The sequence below is a fragment of the Streptomyces sp. BK79 genome (genome assembly GCF_044142145.1).
Classification (GTDB): Bacteria; Actinomycetota; Actinomycetes; order Streptomycetales; family Streptomycetaceae; genus Streptomyces.
The window spans coordinates 180641-205542 of sequence record NZ_JBHVOC010000012.1; the positions used below are offsets into that span (position 1 = coordinate 180641).

The 24902-nt window shown below is 72.7% G+C and carries 22 protein-coding genes; 11 read left to right on the forward strand and 11 right to left on the reverse strand.

Translation table 11 applies throughout. The features are described from left to right. Positions 1 to 72: 72 nt before the first annotated feature. Positions 73 to 1518, forward strand: a complete 1446-nt coding sequence (locus tag ACFIF2_RS17250) for an amino acid permease (RefSeq protein WP_395573526.1) — start codon at positions 73 to 75, stop codon at positions 1516 to 1518. On the opposite strand, the gene ACFIF2_RS17255 is transcribed toward ACFIF2_RS17250, so the two are convergent. Then, positions 1475 to 1915, reverse strand: a complete 441-nt coding sequence (locus ACFIF2_RS17255) for an ATP-binding protein (RefSeq protein ID WP_395573527.1) — start codon at positions 1913 to 1915, stop codon at positions 1475 to 1477. The genes ACFIF2_RS17250 and ACFIF2_RS17255 overlap by 44 nt on opposite strands. A gap of 240 nt (positions 1916 to 2155) precedes the next feature. Between ACFIF2_RS17255 and ACFIF2_RS17260 the strand changes: the two genes are divergently transcribed. Together ACFIF2_RS17260 and ACFIF2_RS17265 are read left to right on the forward strand one after the other, a co-directional pair. Then, the gene (locus ACFIF2_RS17260) at positions 2156 to 2983 is read left to right on the forward strand and encodes an enoyl-CoA hydratase family protein (protein WP_395573528.1); all 828 of its coding nucleotides are present in this window, start codon (positions 2156 to 2158) and stop codon (positions 2981 to 2983) included. 4 nt (positions 2984 to 2987) lie between these two features. Further along, on the forward strand, positions 2988 to 5309 hold the full coding sequence (locus ACFIF2_RS17265) for a bifunctional salicylyl-CoA 5-hydroxylase/oxidoreductase (protein WP_395573529.1): 2322 nt from the start codon (positions 2988 to 2990) through the stop codon (positions 5307 to 5309). On the opposite strand, the gene ACFIF2_RS17270 is transcribed toward ACFIF2_RS17265, so the two are convergent. The 3 genes from ACFIF2_RS17270 to ACFIF2_RS17280 all read right to left on the reverse strand — a co-directional run bounded on the left by ACFIF2_RS17270 (position 5297) and on the right by ACFIF2_RS17280 (position 8837). Beyond that, positions 5297 to 6187, reverse strand: a complete 891-nt coding sequence (locus ACFIF2_RS17270) for a sulfotransferase family protein (protein ID WP_395573530.1) — start codon at positions 6185 to 6187, stop codon at positions 5297 to 5299. The genes ACFIF2_RS17265 and ACFIF2_RS17270 overlap by 13 nt on opposite strands. A 97-nt stretch (positions 6188 to 6284) precedes the next feature. Then, entirely contained in the window at positions 6285 to 7115 is an 831-nt protein-coding gene (locus tag ACFIF2_RS17275) for a PaaX family transcriptional regulator C-terminal domain-containing protein (RefSeq protein ID WP_395573531.1), read from the reverse strand. A 15-nt stretch (positions 7116 to 7130) separates the two neighbouring features. Continuing rightward, positions 7131 to 8837: an AMP-binding protein gene (locus ACFIF2_RS17280; protein WP_395573566.1), complete on the reverse strand. Its 1707-nt coding sequence runs from the start codon at positions 8835 to 8837 to the stop codon at positions 7131 to 7133. Positions 8838 to 8952: 115 nt separating this feature from the next. Here ACFIF2_RS17280 and ACFIF2_RS17285 point away from each other — a divergent pair, with 115 nt between their 5' ends. From ACFIF2_RS17285 to ACFIF2_RS17295, 3 genes are all read left to right on the forward strand, one after another. Continuing rightward, positions 8953 to 10206, forward strand: a complete 1254-nt coding sequence (locus ACFIF2_RS17285; protein ID WP_395573532.1) for an acyl-CoA dehydrogenase family protein — start codon at positions 8953 to 8955, stop codon at positions 10204 to 10206. Beyond that, on the forward strand, positions 10203 to 10601 hold the full coding sequence (locus ACFIF2_RS17290; RefSeq protein WP_395573533.1) for a RidA family protein: 399 nt from the start codon (positions 10203 to 10205) through the stop codon (positions 10599 to 10601). The genes ACFIF2_RS17285 and ACFIF2_RS17290 overlap by 4 nt, the downstream gene beginning before the upstream one ends. A gap of 72 nt (positions 10602 to 10673) precedes the next feature. After that, a complete protein-coding gene (locus ACFIF2_RS17295) occupies positions 10674 to 11519 on the forward strand; it encodes an alpha/beta fold hydrolase (RefSeq protein WP_395573534.1) in 846 nt (281 codons plus the stop codon). Positions 11520 to 11535: 16 nt separating this feature from the next. Here ACFIF2_RS17295 and ACFIF2_RS17300 read toward each other — a convergent pair whose 3' ends face one another. Next, complete coding sequence (locus ACFIF2_RS17300; protein WP_395573535.1) at positions 11536 to 11739, reverse strand: DUF5999 family protein; 204 nt, start codon at positions 11737 to 11739, stop codon at positions 11536 to 11538. A 311-nt stretch (positions 11740 to 12050) separates the two neighbouring features. Here ACFIF2_RS17300 and ACFIF2_RS17305 point away from each other — a divergent pair, with 311 nt between their 5' ends. Next, on the forward strand, positions 12051 to 12506 hold the full coding sequence (locus ACFIF2_RS17305; protein WP_395573536.1) for a DUF6299 family protein: 456 nt from the start codon (positions 12051 to 12053) through the stop codon (positions 12504 to 12506). A gap of 71 nt (positions 12507 to 12577) precedes the next feature. Here ACFIF2_RS17305 and ACFIF2_RS17310 read toward each other — a convergent pair whose 3' ends face one another. Beyond that, positions 12578 to 13465 (reverse strand): DUF2637 domain-containing protein, encoded by an 888-nt coding sequence (locus ACFIF2_RS17310; RefSeq protein WP_395573537.1) that lies wholly within the window; start codon positions 13463 to 13465, stop codon positions 12578 to 12580. 641 nt (positions 13466 to 14106) lie between these two features. Here ACFIF2_RS17310 and ACFIF2_RS17315 point away from each other — a divergent pair. Continuing rightward, positions 14107 to 14994, forward strand: a complete 888-nt coding sequence (locus ACFIF2_RS17315; RefSeq protein WP_395573538.1) for an SDR family oxidoreductase — start codon at positions 14107 to 14109, stop codon at positions 14992 to 14994. On the opposite strand, the gene ACFIF2_RS17320 is transcribed toward ACFIF2_RS17315, so the two are convergent. Together ACFIF2_RS17320 and ACFIF2_RS17325 are read right to left on the reverse strand one after the other, a co-directional pair. Further along, on the reverse strand, positions 14958 to 16544 hold the full coding sequence (locus ACFIF2_RS17320) for a transporter (RefSeq protein ID WP_395573539.1): 1587 nt from the start codon (positions 16542 to 16544) through the stop codon (positions 14958 to 14960). The two genes, ACFIF2_RS17315 and ACFIF2_RS17320, sit on opposite strands and share 37 nt — an antisense overlap. Further along, complete coding sequence (locus ACFIF2_RS17325; protein WP_395573540.1) at positions 16541 to 16879, reverse strand: hypothetical protein; 339 nt, start codon at positions 16877 to 16879, stop codon at positions 16541 to 16543. The genes ACFIF2_RS17320 and ACFIF2_RS17325 overlap by 4 nt, the downstream gene beginning before the upstream one ends. Positions 16880 to 17236: 357 nt before the next feature. Between ACFIF2_RS17325 and ACFIF2_RS17330 the strand changes: the two genes are divergently transcribed. Then, a complete protein-coding gene (locus ACFIF2_RS17330) occupies positions 17237 to 18295 on the forward strand; it encodes a beta family protein (RefSeq protein WP_395573541.1) in 1059 nt (352 codons plus the stop codon). A 45-nt stretch (positions 18296 to 18340) separates the two neighbouring features. Further along, the gene (locus ACFIF2_RS17335) at positions 18341 to 18727 is read left to right on the forward strand and encodes a hypothetical protein (protein WP_395573542.1); all 387 of its coding nucleotides are present in this window, start codon (positions 18341 to 18343) and stop codon (positions 18725 to 18727) included. Between the two features lie 272 nt (positions 18728 to 18999). Here the strand turns inward: ACFIF2_RS17335 and ACFIF2_RS17340 are convergent, their stop codons facing one another. After that, positions 19000 to 20529 carry a helix-turn-helix domain-containing protein gene (locus tag ACFIF2_RS17340; RefSeq protein WP_395573543.1) on the reverse strand — a complete coding sequence of 510 codons (1530 nt, stop codon included), beginning with the start codon at positions 20527 to 20529 and terminating at the stop codon, positions 19000 to 19002. Positions 20530 to 20653: 124 nt separating this feature from the next. Next, positions 20654 to 20854, reverse strand: a complete 201-nt coding sequence (locus tag ACFIF2_RS17345; RefSeq protein WP_395573544.1) for a DUF4236 domain-containing protein — start codon at positions 20852 to 20854, stop codon at positions 20654 to 20656. Between the two features lie 306 nt (positions 20855 to 21160). On the opposite strand from ACFIF2_RS17345, the gene acnA reads away from it, so the two are divergent. Next, positions 21161 to 23875 carry an aconitate hydratase AcnA gene (acnA, locus tag ACFIF2_RS17350; protein WP_395573545.1) on the forward strand — a complete coding sequence of 905 codons (2715 nt, stop codon included), beginning with the start codon at positions 21161 to 21163 and terminating at the stop codon, positions 23873 to 23875. A gap of 86 nt (positions 23876 to 23961) precedes the next feature. Here the strand turns inward: acnA and ACFIF2_RS17355 are convergent, their stop codons facing one another. Further along, on the reverse strand, positions 23962 to 24891 hold the full coding sequence (locus ACFIF2_RS17355; protein ID WP_395573546.1) for an FG-GAP repeat domain-containing protein: 930 nt from the start codon (positions 24889 to 24891) through the stop codon (positions 23962 to 23964). Between the last annotated feature and the right edge of the window lie 11 nt (positions 24892 to 24902).

Sequence of the window (24902 nt, forward strand, 5' to 3'; positions counted from 1 at the left end):
CACCCCTTCCGGTGCCGTCGGCCGCGACCACCGTCGCGCCCCCCGCACCACCAGAAACGAGCACCACCCGCAATGCCCGCTTCCCGCATCAAGTCCCCCCACCTCCTCGTCGCCGAATCCGGCGCCGACCGCGAGGGCCACGGCCTCAAGCGCACCATGGGGCTGTTCCAGCTCGTCTGCTTCGGCGTCGGCGCCATCGTCGGCACCGGCATCTTCGTCGGCCTGTCCGACTCGGTCGCCGAGGCCGGCCCCGCCGTCGTCGTCTCCTTCGTGCTCGCCGCGATCACCTGCGTGTTCACCGCGTTCGCCTTCGCCGAGCTGGGCGGCGCGATCCCGGTCTCCGGCTCCTCGTACTCCTTCGCCTACGCCGGCCTCGGCGAGCGGACCGCCTTCCTGGTCGGCTGGTGCCTGCTCCTGGAGTACGGCGTCTCCGTCTCCGCGGTCGCGGTCGGCTGGAGCCAGTACGTCAACGAGCTGCTCGACAGCGTCCTCGGCGTCCAGCTCCCGCACGCCCTGTCCGCGGGCCCCGGCGACGGCGGCGCGGTCAACCTGCCCGCGGTGATCGTCATCGCCCTGGCCTCGGTCCTGCTGGTGCGCGGCGTGCGGGAGAGCGCCCGGGCCACGGCCGCGATGGCCGTCCTCAAGCTGGCCGTCCTCGTCGCCTTCTGCGCCGTCGGCTTCTACGCCTTCGAGGACGGCAACCTGAGCCCGTTCTCCCCGGCCGGCCTCGGCGGCATCGGCGCCGGCACCACCGCCGCCTTCTTCTCGTACATCGGCTTCGACGCGATCACCACGGCCGGCGAGGAGGCCAAGAACCCGCGCCGGGACATCCCGATCGCGATCCTGGTCTGCATCGGCCTGGTCACCCTGCTGTACTGCGCGGTCGCCGTCGCCGCGATCGGCGCGGTCGGCGGTGACACGGTCGGCGACCGGCCCGCCGCCCTCTCCTACGTCGTCAACGAGGTCACCGGCTCCACGATCGGCGGCGGCGTGGTCGCCTTCGGCGCGGTCGTCGCCATCGCCTCGGTGGTGCTCGCCGTGATGTACGGCCAGACCCGCATCCTGATGTCGATGTCCCGGGACGGGCTGATCCCGCGCGTCTTCGAGAAGGTCTCGCCGCGCACCGCGACCCCCGTCGCCGGCACGCTCATCGTGGGCGTGGTCTTCGCCCTCCCGGCGGCCTTCGCGCCGCTGGACGCGGTGGTCAACCTGTGCACCATCGGCACCCTGGCCGCCATGGCCGCCGTCAACGTCTCGGTGATCGCGCTGCGCCGCCGCGAGCCGGGCCTCACCCGCCCCTTCCGCGTCCCGCTGTACCCGGTGACCCCGCTGCTCGGCGTCGGCTTCTGCCTCTACCTGATGTACGAGACGGGCGGCGCGACCTGGCTCCAGTTCGCGGTGTTCCTCGCGGTGGGCCTGCTGGTGTACGCCGCCTACGGGCGCCGGCACTCCCGCCTCGCCCGGACCGGGGACGTCACTCCGGAGAGCGACGCGGGGCGGGTACCGCAGGAAGCCTGAACCAGACCGCCTTGCCCGACCCGGTGGGCCGGTGACCGCAGGACGAGCTGAGGGCGCGGATCAGCAGCAGACCGCGTCCGTGCTCCTGCCACGGGTCGGGCGGCTCCACCCCGGGACGGGTGAGGTCGCCGGGCGGTCTCGGGTCCGGGTCGTGCACCTCGACCTGGCAGCCGGTCGGCATCAGCTCCACCACCAGCTCGATCGGCGACCCGCCCACGGTGTGCTCGACCGCGTTGGCGACCAGCTCCGCCGTGAGCAGCTCGGCCGTGTCGCCGTCGGCCGTGTGCTCCAGCTCGGCCAGTGCCGTGCGCACCAGGGCACGGGCCACCGGCACGGCCGCGGCGGAATGCGGCAGTGCGATGCGCCAGCAGGCGGGGGCTTCGGGATGATCGCGCACGGTGTGTCCGTTTCTGGAGCAGGCTGCGGTCCTGTCCTGCTTTCAACTTTATGAATGGTACGGCGCCGCCGGGCAGAGGCGTTCGACGGGCGCCGCCCGGGACCTTCGGCCCCGGCGCCGACGCCCCGGTGCCGGTGTCCCGGTGCCGATGCCTCGGCGCCGACGCCCCGGGGACGTCTCCCGATCGGGGTATCGCGCCCTCGTGACGACAGTCACAGACCGGTGATAACTTCGAGTGTCATGAGTCCCTTCACCGGCTCCGCCGCTCCCACCTCCGACTGGCGGCACCTGCGCGTCGACCTCACCGACGGTGTCGCCACCGTCACCCTCGCCCGCCCCGACAAGCTCAACGCCCTCACCTTCGAGGCCTACGCCGACCTGCGCGACCTGCTCGCCGAGCTGTCCCGCTCGCGGTCCGTCAGGGCCCTGGTGCTGGCCGGCGAGGGGCGCGGCTTCTGCTCCGGCGGCGACGTGGACGAGATCATCGGCGCGACCCTGTCCATGGACACCGGCCGGCTGCTGGACTTCAACCGCATGACCGGCCAGGTGGTGCGGGCGGTCCGGGAGTGCCCCTTCCCGGTGATCGCCGCCCTGCACGGCGTCGCGGCCGGCGCGGGCGCGGTCCTCGCCCTGGCCGCCGACTTCCGCGTCGCCGACCCCTCCGCCCGCTTCGCCTTCCTCTTCACCCGCGTCGGCCTCTCCGGCGGCGACATGGGCGCCGCCTACCTGCTGCCCCGCGTCGTCGGCCTCGGCCACGCGACGCGGCTGCTCATGCTGGGCGAGCCGGTGCGGGCGCCCGAGGCGGAGCGGATCGGCCTGATCAGCGAGCTGACCGACGAGGGCCGCGCCGCCGAGGCCGCCCAGACGCTGGCCCGCCGCCTGGCGGACGGTCCGGCCCTGGCGTACGCCCAGACCAAGGCCCTGCTCACCGCCGAACTGGACATGCCCCTGGCGGCAGCCGTCGAGCTGGACGCCTCCACCCAGGCCCTGCTGATGAACGGCGAGGACTACGCCGAGTTCCACGCGGCCTTCACCGAGAAGCGCCCCCCGAAGTGGCGGGGGAGGTAGCCGGATGCTCCCTCCCGAGGGCACCTCGGCCACCCCCCGTCCCCGGCGCGTGGCGATCGTGGGCGGCGGCCCAGGCGGCCTCTACGCCGCCGCCCTCCTCAAACGTCTCGGCCCCGACCGCCAGGTCACCGTCTGGGAGCGCAACGCCCCCGACGACACCTTCGGCTTCGGCGTCGTCCTGTCCGACGAGACCCTCGGCGGCATCGAACACGCCGACCCCGTCATCCACGAGGCGCTGACCGCGCACTTCGTCCGCTGGGACGACATCGACATCGTCCACCGGGGCACGCGCCACACCTCGTCGGGACACGGTTTCGCCGCCCTCGGCCGCCGCCGCCTCCTGGAGATCCTGCACGCCCGCTGCCGCGCCCTCGGTGTCGAGCTGCGCTTCCGCTCCCAGGCCCCGGACCCGGACCGCCTGGCACGGGAGTACGACCTGGTCGTCGCCGCCGACGGCGTCCACAGCACCGTCCGCGAGACCTACCGCGACGCCTTCTGGCCCCGCCTCACCCCTCACCGCTGCCGCTACATCTGGCTGGCCGCCGACTTCGCCTTCGACGCCTTCCGCTTCGAGATCGCCGAGACCGAGCACGGTGTGATGCAGCTGCACGGCTACCCGTACGCGCCCGACGCCTCCACCGTCATCGTCGAGATGCGCGAGGAGGTCTGGCGGGCGGCCGGCTTCGACGAGCTGGACGAGAGCGAGTCCACCGCCCGCTGCGCCAAGATCTTCGCCGAGGCCCTCGGCGGCCGTCCGCTCAAGTCCAACAAGTCGGCGTGGACCGTCTTCCGCACGGTCGTCAACGCCCGCTGGTCGCACGGCAACGTCGTCCTCCTCGGCGACGCCGCCCACACCGCCCACTTCTCCATCGGCTCCGGCACCAAGCTCGCCGTCGAGGACGCCCTCGCGCTCGCCGCCTGCCTGGAGGAGCACCCCACCCTGGCCGAGGCGCTCACCGCCTACGAGGAGGAGCGGCGCCCCGTCGTCGCCTCCACCCAGCGGGCGGCCCGGGCCAGCCTGGAGTGGTTCGAGGACCTGTCCCGGTACCTGGACCAGCCGCCGCGCCAGTTCGCCTTCAACCTGCTCACCCGCAGCCGCCGCGTCACCCACGAGAACCTGCGGCTGCGGGACGCCCGCTTCACCGGCTCCGTCGAGCGCGAGTTCGGCTGCCCGCCCGGCACGCCCCCCATGTTCACCCCGTTCCGGCTGCGCGGCCTGACCCTGCGCAACCGCGTCGTGGTCTCCCCGATGGACATGTACTCGGCCACCGACGGCGTCCCCGGCGACTTCCACCTGGTCCACCTGGGCGCGAGGGCCCTGGGCGGCGCCGGACTGGTGATGACCGAGATGGTGTGCGTCAGCGCCGAGGGCCGCATCACGCCGGGCTGCGCGGGCCTCTACACCGGCCGGCAGGGCGAGGCGTGGAAGCGGATCACGGACTTCGTGCACGCCCGGGCGCCCGGCACCGCGATCGGGGTGCAGCTCGGGCACAGCGGCCGCAAGGGCTCGACCCGGCTGATGTGGGAGGGCATGGACGAACCGCTGCCCGACGGCAACTGGCCCCTGGTGGCCGCCTCCCCGCTGCCGTACAAGCCGGGCGGCCAGACGCCGCGCGAGCTGTCCCGGGCCCGGCTGACGGACATCCGGGAGGAGTTCAGGGCCGCCGCCGAGCGCGCCGCCCGGGCCGGCTTCGACCTGCTCGAACTGCACTGCGCCCACGGCTACCTGCTCTCCGGCTTCCTCTCCCCGCTCACCAACCGCCGCACCGACGCCTACGGCGGCTCACTGGAGAACCGGCTCCGCTTCCCGCTGGAGGTCTTCGACGCCGTACGCGCCGTGTGGCCGGGGGAGCGGCCGATGACCGTCCGGATCTCCGCGACCGACTGGGCCGAGGGCGGCACCGACGCCGAGGACGCCGTGGCGATCGCCCGCGCCTTCGCGTCGCACGGGGCCGACGCCGTCGACGTGTCCACGGGGCAGGTGGTGGCCGACGAGCGGCCGGAGTTCGGGCGGTCGTACCAGACGCCGTACGCGGACCGCGTCCGCCACGAGGCGGGGGTCCCGGTGATCGCGGTCGGCGCGATCTCCTCCTGGGACGACGTCAACTCGCTGATCCTGGCCGGCCGCACCGACCTGTGCGCGCTGGCCCGCCCGCATCTCTACGACCCGCACTGGACGCTGCACGCGGCGGCCGAGCAGGGCTACGAGGGGCCGGGCGTCGCCTGGCCGGCGCCGTACCGGGCGGGCAGCCGCCGTCCGGTCACCGGACGGAACGACGCCCCAAGACCGCGGCTCACGCTGCACACCGGGCGTCAGGACGGGTAACCCCAGGCCGCGCACGCCGGCCGCAGCGCCTCGGGGACCTCGCCCTCGCCGGGCAGCGCGCGACCGGGCTGGACGGTGCCGGTGCGGATGGTGTCCCGCCAGTCGCCGAGGCCCCGCACCAGCTCGCCGCCGCTCCGCTCGCCGTAGTGCAGCATGGCGGGCTCGTAGTCGACGCCGAGGAACGCGCACAGGCGGCGCATCTCGCGCTCGGGGCCGGCGGTGATGTCCTCGTAGCGCACGGTGAAGCCGTCGGCGTCGGCCGCGCGGGCCTCCTCGACGGCCGCCAGATACGGCAGCACCTCGCCGACGGCCTTGTCGTACGGCCGCTTGACGGGGTCGCTCTCGTGCCAGGAGCGGGCGATCGACTCGGGGTGGCGCAGCAGGAAGACGAACCGGGCGTCGGGCCAGCAGTCCTTCAGGCGCCGGTACATGTAGACGTTGGCCGGGGTTTTCTCGACGACGAAGTCCTTGCCGGCCCTGACCAGTTCGCGGTGCAGGACGCGGTCCCACAGCAGGTGCTCCAGGTCGCCGCGCTCCAGGCCGAGGGCGCTCATCGCGCGCCGGGAGAACCAGTTGACGCAGTCGACCTCCATCCGGCCCAGATGCAGTTCGTGCGGGGCGTGCAGGCGCGGATGGGCGCCCAGCATCATGCGCAGCAGCGTGGAGCCGGAGCGGATGGACGAGATGACGAAGACGGGCCGCCGCAGCAGCCGGTCGGTCGCGAGGTCCTCGGCCGACGGACGCCGGTACGTGGCCTCGGGCCGCCCGGCGGACCGCGGCGCCGTGGTCGTCCTCCCCTTCGCCGGCCGGGCGGCTCTCCGTACCTGGAGGCCGGTGGTGGCGGTGAGGGCCCGGTTCAAGTTGCGCGCGAGACTCATGGGTCCGGACGGTAGGGGCGGAACCTGAGAAGAGGGTCTGAGGAGGCTGAGGGTTCTCTGATCGCCGGGAGATGTGACGCGAGTCACCGGGTCCGGTCTATGGCTGCGCCGGCGTCGCGTAGGCCGCGCCCGCGTCGCGCAGCCGCTCGTGCAGCGCCCGGAAGACGGCCGCCGAGCGCGTACCGGGCCAGTCGTCGGGCAGCAGCCGGGCGGGCAGCCCCGGGTCGGCGTAGGGCAGGTGGCGCCAGGAGTCCAGGGCGAGGAGGTAGTCGCGGTAGGCCTCCTCGGGCGGGGTGTCCGGCCGGCCCTCCCAGGCGCGCAGCACGCGCGCGTGGCGGTCGAGGAACGCCTCGTGCTCCTTGGCGATCGCGGCCAGGTCCCACCATCGCGCCACCGCCTCGGCGGTCGCCGTGAAACCCAGGTGCTCACCGCGGAAGAAGTCCACGTAGGCGTCCAGGCCGAGCCGGCCCAGCGCGTGCCGGGTCTCCTCGTACAGCCGGGCCGGGGCGATCCACACGCCGGGGGCCGCGGTGCCGAAGCCCAGAGCGGCCAGGCGGGAGCGCAGCACGTGCCGCTTCTGGCGCTCCGACTCCGGCACGGAGAACACGGCGAGCACCCAGCCCTCGTCCGCGTAGGGCGCCGTGGCGTAGACGCGCCGGTCCCCGTCGTCCAGCAACTGGCGGGCCTCGGCGGAGAGTTCGTAGCCGGCGGCGCCGTCCGCGGTGCGGGCGGGCAGCAGCAGCCCGCGCCGCTTCAGCCGGGACACCGACGAGCGCACGGAGGGGGCGTCCACTCCGACGGCGGCCAGTAGCCGGATCAGCTCGGCGACGGGCACCGGTCCCGGCGCGTGGCGGCCGTAGGCGCCGTAGAGGGTGACGATCAGGGACCTCGGGGCGTGCTGTGGGTGCTGCTCGGACACATTGATCATCTTATGTCGTCGGTATTACGCCTGGTCACCCCGGGTACGCTCGGGCGGCGGCAGGAGCCGGTAGCGCTGGAGCTTGCCGGTCGCGGTGCGCGGCAGCGCGTCGGGGAAGTGGATCTCCCGGGGGCACTTGTACGGCGCCAGCTCGGACCTCAGGAACGCGCGCAGCGCGTCGGCGTCCCGCGCGGCGCCCTCCCGCAGCACCGCGTGGGCCACCACGACCTGCCCGCGGTGCGCGTCGGGCCGGCCCACCACCGCCGCCTCCACGACGTCCGGATGCCGCAGCAGCGCGTCCTCCACCTCCGGTCCGGCGATGTTGTACCCGGCGGAGATGATCATGTCGTCGGCGCGCGCCACGTACCGGAAGTACCCGTCGGGCTCGCGCACGTACGTGTCCCCGGTGATGTTCCAGCCGTCGCGCACGTACTCCCGCTGCCGTGGATCGGCGAGGTACCGGCAGCCCACCGGTCCGCGCACCGCCAGCAGCCCGGGCTCCCCGTCGGGCACCGGCACCCCGGACTCGTCCTGCACGCGCGCCTGCCACCCGGGCACCGGGACACCGGTCGTGCCGGGCCTGATGGCACCGTCCGCCGCGGAGACGAAGATGTGCAGCAGCTCGGTGGCGCCGATGCCGTTGATGACGCGCAGACCGGTGCGCTCGTGCCAGGCCCGCCAGGTGGCCGCGGGCAGGTTCTCGCCCGCCGAGACGCAGCGGCGCAGACACGTCACGTCGTACGCGTCCAGCTCGTCGAGCATCGCGCGGTACGCCGTCGGCGCGGTGAACAGCACGGACACCCGGTGCTCGGCGACGGCGGGCAGGAGCTGCCTGGGGCCCGCCTGTTCGAGCAGCAGGGCGCTCGCCCCGGCCCGCATCGGGAAGACCACCAGCCCGCCGAGCCCGAAGGTGAAGCCGAGCGGCGGGCTCCCGGCGAAGAGGTCGTCCGGCTCCGGTCTCAGCACGTGCCGGGAGAAGGTGTCGGCGATCGCCAGCACGTCACGGTGGAAGTGCATGCAGCCCTTGGGGCGGCCCGTGGTGCCCGAGGTGAAGGCGATCAGCGCCACGTCGTCCGCGGCGGTCCGGACGGCGGGGTACGGGGTGCCGGGCACCGCCCCGGACGCGGCGCGGGCGAGCAGGTCGCCGGGCCCGTCCCCGCCGTACGTCGTGATCCGCAGCCCGGGGATCTCGGCCTTGGCGAGGTCGTCGACGGCCCGCACGTCGCACAGGGCGTGCCGCACCCGGGCGATCTCGCAGATCGCGCGCAGCTCGTGCGGGCGCTGCTGGGCCAGCACGGTGACGGCCACCGCGCCCGCCTTCAGCACCGCCAGCCAGCAGGCGGCCAGCCAGGGCGTGGTCGGGCCGCGCAGCAGCACCCGGTTGCCCGGGACGACACCGAGGCCGTCGGAGAGGAGATGGGCGAGCCGGTCGACGCGGGCCCGCAGCACGCCGTACGTCCAGCTCTCCCCGGAGGGCGTGCGGAAGACCGGGCGGTCGTCGGGCGGGCCGGTGAGCAGCTCGGCGGCGCAGTTCAGCCGCGCGGGGTAGCGCAGTTCCGGGAGGTCGAAGAGCAGCTCCGGCCACTGGTCGCGGGGCGGCAGGTGCTCGCGCGCGAAGGTGTCGACGTGGGCGGAGCGGTGCGGACCTGCGAGGTGGGGATCTGCCATGGCGGTTCGCCCCCTGAGTCGTGGTGGGCTCGCGCACCGAGCGTATCGTGTTGGTGACGGCAGTCAACGGGGCGCGATAACCTCGGGCGTGGCCCAGCGGGCGGGGGCGGGCACCAGCGGGCCCGGGTGGGCATCGGGGGACAGGGGAGCAGGGCACGCGGCAGGGAAGGGACCGGCGATGACCGCATTCTCGCTCGAACCGGCACAACTGGCCTGGTGCGCCGAGCTGCGCGCCCTCGCCGCCGAACGGCTGAGGCCCCTGGCAGAGAAGGGCGAACCGGGCCGCGTCAACCGCGCCCTCCTGGCCGGACTCGGCACGCTCGGCCTGCTGCCCCGCCTGTTCACCTCGGGCGCGCTCGACCTCTGCCTGATGCGCGAGTCCCTCGCCCACGCCTGCACGGAGGCCGAGACCGCCCTCGCCCTCCAGGGCCTGGGCGCCCACCCGGTCCACGCCCACGGCACCGAAGCCCAGCGCGCCCGCTGGCTCCCCCGGGTGAGCGACGGCAGCGCGGTCGCCGCCTTCGCCCTCAGCGAGCCCGACGCGGGCTCGGACGCGGCGGCGCTGACCCTGGCCGCCGACCCCGACCCGCGCCCCGGCGGCAGCCCCGGCTGGCGGCTCACCGGTGAGAAGCGCTGGATCTCCAACGCCCCCGAGGCCGACTTCTACACCGTCTTCGCCCGCACCACCCCCGGCGCCGGCGCCCGCGGCATCACCGCCTTCCTGGTCCCCGCCGACCGCCCCGGCCTCACCGGCACCCCCCTCGACATGCTCTCCCCGCACCCCATCGGCGCCCTCGCCTTCGACGCCGTGCCCGTCACGCCGGACGACGTGCTGGGCGAGCCGGACCGCGGCTTCCGGGTCGCGATGGGCACCCTCAACCTGTTCCGCCCCAGCGTCGGCGCCTTCGCGGTGGGCATGGCGCAGGCCGCCCTGGACGCCACCCTCGCGCACACCGCGGCCCGCGACGCCTTCGGCGGCAAGCTGCGGGACCTCCAGACCGTCGCCCACCAGGTCGCCGAGATGGCCCTGCGCACCGAGTCGGCCCGCCTGATGGTGTACGCGGCGGCGACGGCGTACGACGACGGCGCCCCGGACGTCCCGCGCCGCGCCGCGATGGCGAAGCTCCTCGCCACCGAGACCGCCCAGTACGTCGTCGACCGGGCCGTCCAGCTGCACGGCGCCCGCGCCCTGTGCCGCGGCCACCTCCTCGAGCACCTCTACCGCGAGGTCCGCGCCCCCCGCGTCTACGAGGGCGCGAGCGAGGTGCAGCGCGGCATCATCGCCAAGGAGCTGTACCGCACCTTGGACGCGACGGCGAACGGGACGGCGGGCGTGACGGCGAACGGGACGGCGGGCGTGACGACGAACGGGACGGCGAACGCGACGGCGAACGGGACGGCGGGCGTGACGACGAAGGAGGCCGGCGCATGACCGCCGAACGCGTGAACCCGCCCGAACTCTCCCCGCCCACCGGCTTCTCCCACGCAGTCGTCGCCACCGGCACCCGCGTCGTGTTCCTGGCCGGCCAGACCGCCCTCGACACCGACGGCGAGATCACCGGTGACACCCTCCCCGACCAGTTCGAGAAGGCCCTCACCAACCTCCTCACCGCCCTGCGCGCCGCCGGCGGTACACCCGCCGACCTCGCCCGCGTCACCGTCTACGCCACCGACGTCGCCGGCTACCGCGTCCACGCCGCCGAACTCGGCCGCACCTGGCGCGAGCTGGCCGGCCGCGACTACCCGGCGATGGCGGTCGTGGAGGTCGTACGCCTGTGGGACGAACGGGCGCTGGTGGAACTCGACGGGTTCGCCGTCCTGCCGTAGCCCGGGACGCCGTGATGGCGTGGGCCGTACGGCCCCCTGCCGCGAAGTCCGCGCCCGCCCTAGAGTTCCGGCATGCCGGACATCGAACTGACCGCGGGAACCATCGAGTACGAGGACACCGGCGGCGACGGCCCGGTCGTCGTCCTCCTGCACGGCCTCGTCCACGACGCGACCGTCTGGCGCCGGGTCGTCGCCGGCCTGCGCGCCGACCACCGCGTGATCGCGCCGACCCTGCCCTACGGCGCCCACCGCCGGCCCATGTCCCGGCCGCCCACGCCGGACCTGGTCAACGAACTGGTCGCGGAGTTCCTCGACCGCCTCGACCTGAGGGACGTCACCCTGGTCGAGAACGACTGCGGGCGGGCCCAGACGGTGGCGGCCCGGCATCCGGAGCGCCTCGCGCGGCTGGTGCTCATCGCGTGCGAGGCGTTCGACAACTACCCGCCGGGACTGCCCGGCAAGATGATCGCCGCCGCCTGCCGCGTCCCCGGCGGCGTGTCCCTGCTGGTCCGCACCCTCGGTCTGAGACCGCTGCGCCGCCTGCCCGTCGGTATCGGCGCGCTCACCAAGCGGCCCGTGCCGGACGCGATTGTCGACGGCTGGCTGCGCCCGCTGCGCACCGACCCCGCGATCCGGCGCGACTTCCGCCATTACGGCACCCACGTGCGCCGCACCGAACTGCTGGAGGCCGCGCAGGGACTGCGCCGCTTCGACCGGCCCGCGCTCGTCGTCTGGGCGCTGGAGGACCTGATGATGCCCCGCGCCCACGGCCGGCAGCTGGTCGAACTCCTGCCGCGCGGACGGCTGGTGGAGGTCGAGGACACCCGGACGCTGATCGCCGAGGACCAGCCGGAGCTGCTCACCTCCCTGCTGCGGGAGTTCATCGCCGAGAAGGCCGAGAAGGCCGAGAAGGACTGAGCCGTACCGGACGGTTTCAGGCGGCCATCACCAGCCGCCCGGCGGGCGCCCGGCGCGGGGCGACCACACGGCCGTCGGGGAGCAGCTCGCCGGTGTCGTCGAAGACGACCGTGCCGTCGCACAGCAGGTTCCACCCCTGCTCGGGGTGGGCGGCGACGACGTGCGCGGCCGAGGCGGCGGGGGCGTCGGCGGCGGGGCAGGAAGGCCGGTGGGTACACATGGCGCACCTCCACATCGGGAGACCGTCCCGTCCTCGGGACCGTCGCGTACTCAGACCGTGCGCCCGCTGGGAAGTCATCGCCAAGACCCGGGCGCCGGCCGTGACGACACCCGGACAACCCGGCGACAGCCCCACGACGACCGGCACGGACCCGCGACCGCCGGTGCGGCATGTGGGGTCACCGCCGGTGCGGCACGTGGGGCCACCGCCGGCGCGGACTCGCCACCGAAGGGGTGACGGTCACCGCCGCCGGACCGTCCGCCCGGTACCAGTGGAACCCCCCAGTCCGACCGACCCGGGAGGTCCCCCTCATGCCCGTACGATCCGCGGTCCTCGCCACGGCCGCCGGTGCCGCCCTGCTCCTGCCGGCCGCGCCCCTCGCGACGGCGGTCACGCACGACGCGCCCCGCGACGCCCGGCACGTCACCGAGTCGGTGACGGTCGACCCGACCGGCCACATCGCCGCCGACGGCACCGTCACCCTCTCCGGCACCTACCGCTGCACCGGTGGCACCGGCCCCGTCTTCGTCAGTTCCACCGTCAGCCAGAGCGACCCGTCCGTCCGGTACGGCATCGGCGGCACCCGCGCGGTATGCGACGGCCTGGAACACCGCTGGGTCAACACCGGCACGCCGGACGCGACCGCCCTGAAGCCCGGCCCGGCCCACGTCGAGGCCACGGTGATGGAACTGCGGGCCACGGGCATCCTGCCCCTGCCGGCCTTCCACGCACGGCACGCCCAGGACATCACCCTGGTCGCGAACTGACGCCACGGCGCCCCGCACCACCCCGGTGCGGGGCGCCGGCCGGTGACCGGGCGGCCCCGCGGGCTTCCTGGTCAGGCCCGCCTCTTGGTCCCGTTCCCGTTCCCGTTCCTGTTCCCGTTCCCGGTCCTGGGTCCGGTGCCGGTTCCGGGGCGCGGCGGGTGCTGGGGGCGCTGCCGCTGGTGCGGCAGGGGTACCGCGTCCGGGGCTCCCGCCTCGTCGCCGCCCGGCTCCGGCGCGGGGCGCTGGCGGTGGCGGGGCACGGCCCGCCGGGGCGGGCGGGTGAGGGTGATCTGGCGGACGATCTGCTGGAAGCAGACCAGTGACGCCAGCCCCGGCAGTGCCGCTGCCGCGCCGTCGCTGAGGGTTCTGGGTGCCTCGGCGACGCACAGCAGCATCGCGATGGCCGAGAACAGCAGGACCACGGCCCACGAGTGGACCGCGCGGCGCTGGTGCAGCGCGGACCGCAGGACCGCCAGCGACGCCACGAGCCAGGGCCCGTAGACCAGCAGCGGCCACCACGACACCACGTCGCCCCGGGTGCGGGTCACCGCGGCCAGCCGCAGCGGTTCGTAGGCCACCATGCCGCCGAACAGGCTCACCGAGGCCGCGATGACGGCGGCGAGCGCGGCGACGAACAGGCTCGCGGCGCGCAGCCGGCTCACCTTCGGCCTGCGCACCCTGCGATGACTCGCGGGGGCCTCCCGCAGTGGCGGCAACTCCGCCGTGATCTCCTGCAGATTGCTCAACGGTGTGCCCGGCACGGGGGCGAGCGCCGACGTGTCCGGCACGTGCGGTGCGGCGGCCTGCTGCTGCTCCATCGCGTCCTGGAGCAGGAAGGCGAGTTCCTCGGCCGGGTCCCAGCCGGGCTCCGGCGGCACCAGCGTCTCCTGGAACGCACCTTCGGGCGCGCGGTGCTGGCCGGAGCCCCCGGACCCGAAGGACCCTTCGCCGTAGGACATGTGAGGGTAGAACTGTTCATCGCGCATGGCGTCCGGGTCACTCCGCCCGGGTGTGCGTCAGCGACCTCTGCGACCGGCCCCACCGCTCGGCGAGGGCGGTCTCCAGCTCGGCCATGACGTCCAGGAAGCGCTGCAGCACGGGCTCGGTCACCCGGAGCGGGACGGGGAGCCCGGCTCTGGTCAGAGTTCCGTCGCTCGGTGACGGACAGTGATTTCTGCCAGGCTGGTAGGTGTATGGGCCAAGCGTCACCAATTCCCCGTTTTCCTCGGTCATATCCGAAGTAACGTCCGCCTAGTCCGTCGGATGCGCGGCAGTCGAGTGAACGATTTCTGCGATACGTACCCCATCCCGAATTCACACGGCTCGACAGAAGGGTTGTAGGAAGTACGAAAACGGAAGTACGAAAAAGGAGGGAAAATAGGAAGTGTGAAATGTGATTTACGAAATGTGAAATGTGAAGTACGGAAGAACGCGCGTCCGCTCCCCGCGCGCGGATCCGTCCGGAACACGCCCTCCCCGTCCCCCGCGGCCCTGAGTAGCATCGTCGGTCCCCGGAACCACGGCTCGACCCGCCCGCGCGGGCCCCGTCGTCCGTACTCCAGGGAGCGGCCGTGCGGTCCGGACGTCGAAGGGGGCGACGGTGAGAGTGCTGGTCGTCGGCGGGAGCGGGTTCCTCGGGTCCGCGCTGCTCCGCCGGGCCGTGGCCGCCGGATGGGACGCGGCCGCGACGTACCGGACCCGCCCCCAAAACCTGCCGTCGGTCGCCTGGTACCGGGCCGACCTGCGCGAGGCGGGACGGACGGAAGAGGTGCTGGCCCGGGTCCGCCCGGCCGTGGTGATCAACGCGGCGGGCGGACACGCCGACTGGTCGGTCACGGCCGACGGAGCCGCCCGCCTGGCCCTGGCGGCGGCGCGGGCCGGGTGCCGGCTGGTCCACGTCTCCTCCGACGCGGTGTTCTCCGGAGCCGACGTCCACTACGCCGAGGACGCGCTCCCCGACCCCGTGTCCCCCTACGGAGCCGCGAAGGCCGCCGGGGAGACCGCAGTCAGGGTGGCGGTGCCCGAGGCGGCCGTGGTGCGCACCTCGCTCATCCTGGGACACGGCCGCTCGGCCCACGAGCAGGCCGTACACGCCCTCGCGGCCGGTACCCGCACCGGTGTGCTGTTCACCGACGACACCCGCTGCCCCGTCCACGTCGACGACCTGGCCTCCGCTCTCCTGGAGATCACGCGGTCGGACGCCTCCGGTGTCTTCCACGTGGCCGGGCCGGACGCGATGAACCGTCACGAGCTGGGCGTCCTCATAGCCCGGCGGGACGGACTCGACCCCGCCCGGCTACCGGCCGGCCTGCGCGGCGACGTGGACCCGCCGGGCGGCCGCGACATCCGCCTCACCACCACCGCCACCACCCGGTCCCGGCTGCGGACCCGCCTGCGGGGCGCACGCGAGTTCCTCGCCGCGGATGCGTATGCGGATGCCGATGTCGACGCCTACGCCTGCGCCGACGCCGACGTCGACGCCAAGTGAGCCGACCCGTTCCGCCCCCCTGCCCGGCGCGGATCCGTGACGCTGCCCAGCCAGCCCAACAGGAACCCGGCCGGAACCGTCACCAGGCCCGGGATCGTCACGTCCCAGACCCTGAAGTCGTACTCCGGGAAGATCGAGTCGGGAGTGCCGGACGCGTACGGCGACAGCGCGAGCGCCGCGACGCTCAGCACCGTGGCCCCCCACAGGCACCACAGCGCACCGCGGGCGGTGAACCCGGGCCAGTACAGGGCGTACAGCAGAACGGGAGCGAGGGCGGCGCCGCAGACGGCGAGCCAGAGCGTCGAGACGACCACCAGGTTCCAGTCGGCCACGGCGACCGCCACGACCGCGGCGACCGCCCCCGTCGCCGCCGCCGACCACCGCGACGCGGCCCCGTCCCCCGCGCCCGGCGGACCCCCGCCGGCCGTCCTGCCCGACGCGCCCAGCACGTCCCGTCCCAGCGCGATGCCGGCGGCGAGGGTCACGTCCACCACGGCCGCGAGCGCGGTGAGGAACAGGACGCAGGCCAACGCCGTGACCAGGACGCCGCCGCTGTCGAGCGCCCGCCCGAGCAGCAGCGGCGTGAACACCTGCGCCGCCGGCCCGGCGTCGCGCAGCGCCGCGCCGACGAGGGCCGCCGCGCCGACGCCGACGACGGCGAGCGCGCCGTACAGCAGGGTCAGTTCGCCGAGCATCCAGCGGCCGACGGTCCGGGCGCCGCGCGGGCTCTTCGTCGAGATCGCCCGCATCAGCACGGCGGGCATCGCCAGCGTGGCCATCGACATGCCGAAGGTCTGCCCGACCCTGTTCACGGCCCCCACCCACCCCTCACCGGTGTAGCCGCCCGGACGCAGATACGCCTCGCCCATCCCCGTGCCGTGCGCGGCCGCGTCGAGCAGCCGCCCGGGGTCCCCGCCGAAGCGGTGCAGCACGAGTACGGCGGCGACCACCAGCACGGGCAGGGTGACCGCCGATTTCGCGATCATCACCACACCGGTGCCCCGGATGCCGCCGCTGACGGCCAGCGCCGTCATCACGCAGCCGATCACCACGATGCAGCCGGTCCGCGCGCCGGGCTGCCCGATCAGCGCCGCGGCGACGTTGCCGACCACCACCAACTGCACGACCAGCAGCGGGAAGCAGACCAGCAGGGTCACCACGCCCCACGAGACGCGCACCGCGGGTCCGCCGGTGCCGCGCGCGTCCAGCATGTCCGCGGCCGTCAGCGAGGCGTGCCTGCGCAGCGGCTCGATGATCAGCACGAGCAGCAGCATGACCCCGATCAGGCTGCCCAGCATGACGCCGAGACCGTCGAAGCCGAACGTGGCGACCATGCCGACCAGCACGGTCACCGTCGCGACCGTGGTGGTGTCGCCGCCCATCGCGATGCCCTGCTGCCAGGAGCGCAGCCGGCGGCTGTCGGACCGTACGAGAGCCCGGTCGTCCTCGTCCGCGCCGGTGACGACGCACAGCATCAGGCAGATGACGACGAACACCGAGACCACGGCGAAGACGAGGGACCGGGACGAGGCATCGAGCAGCGTGGTCACGACCGCCCCCGCGCGTCCGGCTCCGGCTCGAGCCGGTCGATCCGCCGCCCGTACACCACCAGCGCGTGCAGACCGACGGCGAAGGGCACCACGGCCAGGACCACGCCGAGGCTCACCGGCCCGGCCACCCGGGTGCCGTACACGGCCGGCAGCAGGGCGGCGGCCAGCACGTACAGCAGCCAGACGACGCCGATCCGGACACCGAGCCGCAGCCCGACGCCCAGCCGCGCCGCCTCCTCGGCGTCCTCCCGTTCCCGCTCCACCGGCGGCCGCGCGCCGACCGCGCGCTCGTCGTACTGCGGCGGCCCGTGCCAGGGCTGCGGTCCGAAGGACATGGGGCGGCTCCGCTCACGTTCATCCGGCCCCCTCGGAAGGGGCGCGCATACGGGTGTGGGTGGGCGCGGAGTCAATCAAGCGCCGGCGCGCATCCGCACGGCCCCCGGCGCAGAACTGTTCACCCGCCCAACCCGGAGCCGCGCGGACGGTGACCGGGCACTGCGCGAGCGGGAGACGGCACTGACGCCGGAAACGCGTTCCGACGGGCCAACCCCGTTGCGCCATGGCTGGTTGGCGCCCTTTCGGGCTCGCCCGTCTGGTTTCACCCTGAACGGACACGCACCAAGCGCAGGAGAGCGAACGAACAGGAGAGCGAAGGAAGACGCCGAGCACGGACAGCGCCGAGGGGGAACGCCGTGTCCGTACCGCTGTACGTCCCCGTCCTGCCGACCCGCCCCCACGCCGGGGCCGCCTACCGTGCGCTGACCCCGGACGTGAGGCGTCAGGTCGCTCCGCTGTGGACATTGCCGCCCCGCCCCGGCACACTGCCGGAACCTCTGGCCGGACGGTTGGTCAAGGAGACCGGCACCATCTCCACCGCACAGCGCCCCGGGCACGGGTGGCTGGACGCGCCCTTCGCCGACGAGGCCGAAGCGGCGATCCTGGCCGATGTCCTGGCTCCCGAGTGGTGGGACGACCGTAACCTGCGGCCCGTCACCGGGCCCGGACGTCCGAGCGCCCAGCAGTCACTCGCCCTCGCCGCGGCCCGGCACCGGGGGGACGGGCTCGGTGTCCGCGTACGCCTCCCCGGAGACTGGAACGACCGTACGGCCTCGGACGTGGCCGCACTCCTCGACCGGCTGCCCGCGACGCACCCCGCCGACCTGTTCCTCGACCTCGCCACCGTCCTGCCCGACCGCCCCGAGGCCGCCAAGGAGGCGCTGCGCGCCCTGGACGCCCTCATGCCGCTCACCGCATGGCGTACCGCGACCGTCGTCGCCGGCGGCTTCCCCGAACCGCCTGACGATTTCCAGGCGGGCGTCGCGTACGAGGCCCCGCGCACGGACTGGGAGACCTGGCACGAGATCCGCCACAGCGAGCGTTCGTACCTGCCCCGGCTTCGCTACGGTGACTACGGCATCGTTCCCGCCACGTACGTCGCCCAGACCCCGCCGGCAGCCCAAGGCGGGGGCCCGCCGTGGGGCGTCCTGCGCTACACGACGGCCCGTTCGTACCACCTGGCCAAGGTGCCCTTCGGGAAGCGGTACGACCACGCGAACCGGCGGGCCGCACAGTGTCTCACCGGTCTCACGGAATTCCGAGGGGCTCACGCGGGAGCGGGGGAGAGGTGGTTGCGCGACCGGTCCGAAGGCTCCACCACCACCGGCAACCACTCGACGTGGAACCGGGTGGGCAACGCCCAACACCTGACCTTCGTCGTGCGGAGCCTCCGGCAAGCGGGAACCCCAGCTTGACCGGAACCGTGGCTCACCTCGTCACAACGATTGCACAGTCATGACGTGACCCAGATGCGCTACGACCGACGTGTGCGTGTCTTCGTCGAGGTCTGTGGCGGGCCCGACGACTGGCACGAGGCTGAGAGGCGCTTCGAAGCACAGGGTTGGCCCGTTCGCGAGTATCACTCCGACGGGGAGGGGCCTCTCGCAACAGCGCTGCCACGGGACCCCGAATCGCGCGTGTACGAGTTCGGAGCGCGCCTGTTCGGTGCTGCGAAGGGGTGCGATCGCGGGGCGGTGGACCGGGTGCGCAAGATCATGCGCAAAGCCAGGACTGAGGCGTACGTCCGCCGTGCTGAGTCGTTGGACCGCGACCGCGAAATGCTCGCGAACTGGCGCATGACCATTGGTCGTAGTGGGAGCGAGGGGCGGGATCGCACCGGGCGGTGACGATGGACAGGAATTGGAGAATACGGTGCTTGAGGCGCAGGGGTTCCAGGTCGTCGAACGGTCCGCCCGGGGAAAGCCCCCTCAAGGCAGCGCGTTCTCGGTCAGCCAGCGGTCGACGCCGTCCGACGTGTCTCGCACAGGGGTCTCCTCAGCCACGCGTGAGCGGGGAACCGGCTCGGCGGTCGCGGACAACCCCTCCTGCCTGCCCCGCTTGTGGGCAGGACAAGAGGGATTTCGTACGACTCCTTGTCAGAACTTCGGACGTCGAGGTTTCAGATGTCCCGAAAGATCTCGATCTGCGCCCCGATCGAGTTCAGCCGCTCCGCCAGGTCCTCGTAACCCCGGTTGATGACGTACACGTTGCGCAGGACCGACGTGCCCTCGGCGGCCATCATCGCCAGCAGGACGACCACGGCGGGGCGCAGGGCGGGCGGGCACATCATCTCGGCGGCGCGCCAGCGGGTGGGGCCCTCGACCAGGACGCGGTGGGGGTCGAGGAGCTGGAGGCGGCCGCCCAGGCGGTTGAGGTCGGTCAGGTAGATCGCGCGGTTGTCGTAGACCCAGTCGTGGATGAGGGTCTGGCCCTGCGCCGAGGCCGCGATGGCCGCGAAGAAGGGGACGTTGTCGATATTCAGGCCCGGGAAGGGCATGGGGTGGATCTTGTCGATCGGCGCTTCGAGCTTGGAGGGGCGCACGGTGAGGTCCACCAGGCGGGTGCGGCCGTTGTCGGCGAAGTACTCCGGGGTGCGGTCGTGGTCGAGGCCCATCTCCTCCAGGACCGCCAGCTCGATCTCCAGGAACTCGATGGGGACCCGGCGCACCGTCAGCTCCGACTCCGTGACCACGGCGGCGGCCAGCAGGCTCATCGCCTCGACCGGGTCCTCGGAGGGGGAGTAGTCCACGTCGGCGTCGATGACCGGCATGCCGTGCACGGTGAGGGTGGTGGTGCCGATGCCTTCGACGCGGACGCCGAGGGCCTCCAGGAAGAAGCAGAGGTCCTGGACCATGTAGTTGGAGGAGGCGTTGCGGATGACGGTGACGCCGTCGTGGCGGGCGGCGGCGAGCAGCGCGTTCTCGGTGACCGTGTCGCCCCGCTCGGTCAGGACGATCGGGCGGTCCGGGCGCGTGGTGCGGTCGACCACCGCGTGGTAGTGGCCCTCGGTCGCGGCGACGTCCAGGCCGAAGCGGCGCAGCGCGATCATGTGCGGCTCGATGGTGCGGGTGCCGAGGTCGCAGCCGCCGGCGTAGGGCAGGCGGAAGCGGTCCATGCGGTGCAGCAGCGGGCCGAGGAACATGATGATGGAGCGGGTGCGGACGGCGGCCTCGGCGTCGATGGCCTCCATGTCCAGCTCGGCCGGCGGCACGATCTCCAGGTCGGTGCCGTCGTTGATCCAGCGGGTGCGGACGCCGATGGAGTTCAGCACCTCCAGGAGGCGGTACACCTCCTCGATGCGGGCGACCCGGCGCAGCACCGTGCGCCCCTTGTTGAGCAGCGAGGCGCACAGCAGGGCCACGCAGGCGTTCTTGCTGGTCTTGACGTCGATGGCGCCCGAGAGGCGCCGGCCACCGACCACTCGCAGGTGCATCGGACCCGAGTAGCCGAGAGAGACGATCTCGCTGTCCAGCGCTTCGCCGATACGGGCGATCATCTCAAGGCTGATGTTCTGGTTGCCGCGCTCGATGCGGTTGACGGCGCTCTGACTGGTGTTGAGCGCCTCCGCGAGCTGTGACTGCGTCCAGCCGCGGTGCTGCCGGGCGTCACGGATGAGCCTGCCGATGCGTACGAGGTAGTCGTCTGCCATGAGGTTGAGGCTATCTCAGATATGAGATCGCGCCTCTCGGGGGGTCCATTCGGGTGACAGGGTGTCAGTGCCGCCCTCAGTGTCACCCTCAACGCCGCCCTCAGCGTCACCCTCAACGCCGCCCTCAGCGCCGCTTGCTGGTCGTCGTGCGGCGCCAGCCGAAAGGTCCGGGCAGATCCATCGATGTCGTACGACGTCCGGTGCTGCTGCGGGTGTGGCGCGGGCCGTTCTTGCCGCCGCCGGTCGTGATGGACCAGGAGCGCTTGTTGATGTTCAGCCGTACTCCGGGCAGGATCCGGAAGCTCTTGCGGAACGTGAGGGGCATCGTGCCTCCATCCGAGTCGTGCCGGGCACGGCCGCCCGGCGCAAGTCGGATACCCCCGTTCGGCGTACTGATGGCCGTGCGGGTCACTCGGGACGGGGTGCGATGGGGCGCACGCCACACCGCGCCCGGGCATGACCAGTCCGCCCCCATGTACTAGAGTTATCTCGACATCGAGATATCTGCCGAGGCGTACCGCGGTCGCCACCCTGGTAAGGGTTACCTAACTTAGCCTTACCTTAGCGGATTGGCCAGGGTGGCGTGGCGGCAGGATGCGGTGGTACGCGCACATAAATGAAGGAGACTGTCGTGTCGGCGAACAGCTTCGACGCCCGCAGCACGCTGCAGGTGGGCGACGAGTCGTACGAGATCTTCCGGCTGGACAAGGTCGAGGGCTCCGCGCGCCTTCCCTACAGCCTGAAGGTGCTGCTGGAGAACCTGCTCCGCACCGAGGACGGCGCGAACATCACCGCCGACCACATCCGTGCCCTCGGGGGCTGGGACTCGCAGGCCCAGCCGTCGCAGGAGATCCAGTTCACGCCCGCCCGCGTGATCATGCAGGACTTCACCGGCGTGCCCTGCGTCGTCGACCTCGCCACCATGCGCGAGGCCGTCAAGGAGCTGGGCGGCGACCCGAACAAGATCAACCCGCTCTCCCCGGCCGAGATGGTCATCGACCACTCCGTCATCGCGGACAAGTTCGGCACCAACGACGCCTTCCAGCAGAACGTCGACCTGGAGTACGGCCGCAACAAGGAGCGCTACCAGTTCCTGCGCTGGGGCCAGACCGCCTTCGACGACTTCAAGGTCGTACCGCCCGGCACCGGCATCGTCCACCAGGTGAACATCGAGCACCTGGCCCGCGTCGTCATGACCCGTGACGGCAAGGCGTACCCCGACACGCTGGTCGGCACCGACTCGCACACCACCATGGTCAACGGCCTCGGCGTCCTCGGCTGGGGCGTCGGCGGCATCGAGGCCGAGGCCGCGATGCTCGGCCAGCCGGTCTCCATGCTCATCCCGCGCGTCGTCGGCTTCAAGCTCACCGGTGAGCTGACCCCCGGCACCACCGCCACCGACCTGGTCCTCACGATCACCGAGATGCTGCGCAAGCACGGCGTCGTCGGCAAGTTCGTCGAGTTCTACGGCGAGGGCGTGGCCGCCACGAGCCTCGCCAACCGCGCCACCATCGGCAACATGTCGCCGGAGTTCGGCTCCACCGCCGCGATCTTCCCGATCGACGACGAGACGCTGAACTACATGCGCCTGACCGGCCGCAGCGACCAGCAGGTCGCCCTCGTCGAGGCGTACGCCAAGCAGCAGGGCCTGTGGCTGGACCCGAAGGCCGAGCCGGACTTCTCCGAGAAGCTGGAGCTGGACCTCTCCACGGTCGTCCCCTCCATCGCCGGCCCGAAGCGCCCGCAGGACCGCATCGTCCTCGCGAACGCCGCCGAGCAGTTCAAGCAGGACGTGCGCAACTACGTCGACAGCGTGGACGAGGCGGGCCAGGAGTCCTTCCCGGCCTCCGACGCCCCCGCCGTCACCAACGGCGTGCCGTCCAACCCGGTCCCGGTGACCGCCCCCGACGGCACGACCTACGAGCTGGACCACGGTGCGGTGACGGTCGCGGCCATCACCTCCTGCACCAACACCTCCAACCCGTACGTCATGGTCGCCGCCGCCCTGGTGGCCAAGAAGGCGGTCGAGAAGGGCCTGACCCGCAAGCCGTGGGTCAAGACCACCCTCGCCCCGGGCTCCAAGGTCGTCACCGACTACTTCGAGAAGGCGGGCCTGACCCCGTACCTCGACAAGGTCGGCTTCAACCTCGTCGGCTACGGCTGCACCACCTGCATCGGCAACTCCGGCCCGCTGCCGGACGAGGTCTCCAAGGCCGTCAACGACCACGACCTCGCCGTCACCTCGGTCCTCTCCGGCAACCGGAACTTCGAGGGCCGCATCAACCCCGACGTCAAGATGAACTACCTGGCGTCCCCGCCGCTGGTGGTCGCCTACGCCCTCGCGGGCTCCATGAAGGTGGACATCACCAAGGAGGCCCTGGGCGCCGACCAGGACGGCAACCCGGTCTACCTGAAGGACATCTGGCCCACCGAGGCCGAGGTCAACGAGGTCGTCGCCAGCGCCATCGGCGAGGACATGTTCTCCAAGTCCTACAGCGACGTCTTCGCGGGCGACGCCCAGTGGCAGGCGCTGTCGATCCCGACCGGCGACACCTTCGAGTGGGACGGCGAGTCCACCTACGTCCGCAAGCCCCCGTACTTCGAGGGCATGGGCATGGAGCCGGCCCCGGTCGAGGACATCTCCGGCGCCCGCGTGCTGGCCAAGCTGGGCGACTCGGTCACCACCGACCACATCTCCCCGGCCGGCGCGATCAAGGCCGACACCCCGGCCGGCAAGTACCTGACGGAGCACGGCGTCGAGCGCCGCGACTTCAACAGCTACGGCTCGCGCCGCGGCAACCACGAGATCATGATCCGCGGCACGTTCGCCAACATCCGCCTGCGCAACCAGATCGCGCCGGGCACCGAGGGCGGCTACACCCGCGACTTCACCCAGGACGGCGGTCCGGTGTCGTTCATCTACGACGCCTCCCGCAACTACATCGAGCAGGGCATCCCGCTCGTCGTCCTGGCCGGCAAGGAGTACGGCTCCGGCTCGTCCCGCGACTGGGCCGCCAAGGGCACCGCGCTCCTCGGCGTCAAGGCCGTCATCGCCGAGTCCTACGAGCGCATCCACCGCTCGAACCTCATCGGCATGGGCGTCCTGCCGCTCCAGTTCCCCGAGGGCCAGTCCGCGGCCTCCCTCGGCCTGACCGGCGAGGAGTCCTTCTCCGTCTCCGGCGTCACCGAGCTGAACGAGGGCACCACCCCGCGCACGGTGAAGGTCACCACCGACACCGGCGTCGAGTTCGACGCGGTCGTCCGCATCGACACCCCCGGTGAGGCCGACTACTACCGCAACGGCGGCATCCTGCAGTACGTGCTGCGCAGCCTGATCCGCAAGTAGGCGCCACCGCACAACGGCCGAGGGCCGCATCCCCGTCGCCGGGGATGCGGCCCTCGTTCATGCCTTCAGGGAAGGCACGGGGTGCCTCAGAACAGCAGGCGGTACGTGTTCCAGCCACCGGCGCCGATCCTCGCGCGGGACGTGTACGGGGAAGCGGCGTTGCCGGTGCCCTTGTACAGGTACAGCGCGCCCGTCTTGTCACGGGCGACCAGGTCGGTGATGCCGTCGAGGTCGATGTCACCGACCGAGACGATGTTGTTGTACGTGTTCCAGCCGGCGCCGACGCGGGCACGGGACGTGAACGGCGCCTTGTAGTTGCCGGTGCCCTTGTAGAGCCACAGCACACCGGAGCTGTCCTTGGCGACGACGTCGTCCTTGCCGTCACCGGTCAGGTCGCCCTGGCCGGCGATGTGCGTGTAGGCGTTCCAGCCGCCGCCGACCTTGTAGCGCTGGGTCAGCTTGCCGTTGCCGTAGCCCAGGTACAGGTACAGCACACCGGACTTGTCCCGCGCGAGCAGGTCGTCCGCGCCGGCACCGCCGAGGTCGCCGACCGAGGTGACGCGGTCGTAGATGCCCCAGCCCTTGCCGACGGTCAGCCCGTCCCCGCCCCAGGCGTAGTAGGACAGCGTGCCGCTCGTGACGTCCCACAGGCCGTCCGAGGAGCCGTCGTCGTCGTGGTCGACCTGCGTCAGGAAGGACGAGGTCTGCCACCCATAGCCGTTCTCGATGCGGGAGTCGAGGCCGCCCTCCCCGTTGGGCAGGTAGGCCCAGAGGTCGCCGTTGCCGTCCACGCCGTACAGCGCGTTGACGGGGGCGTACTCGTCCTCGGCGGCACTCGCGCCGAACTTCGACGCGTCCGACGCCTTCACGTCGACGGGCGCCTCCTGGGCGGAACGCCCGGGGTCGTCGGTGGCGACGGCGGTGCTCGCACCGGTCGCCACCAGAGCGGCGGTGAGCGCCGCAGCCGTGGCACGCGCCAGGGCGCGACGCGTGTTCAGGCCGGAGCTTTTGGCCACGTGGGTCCTCC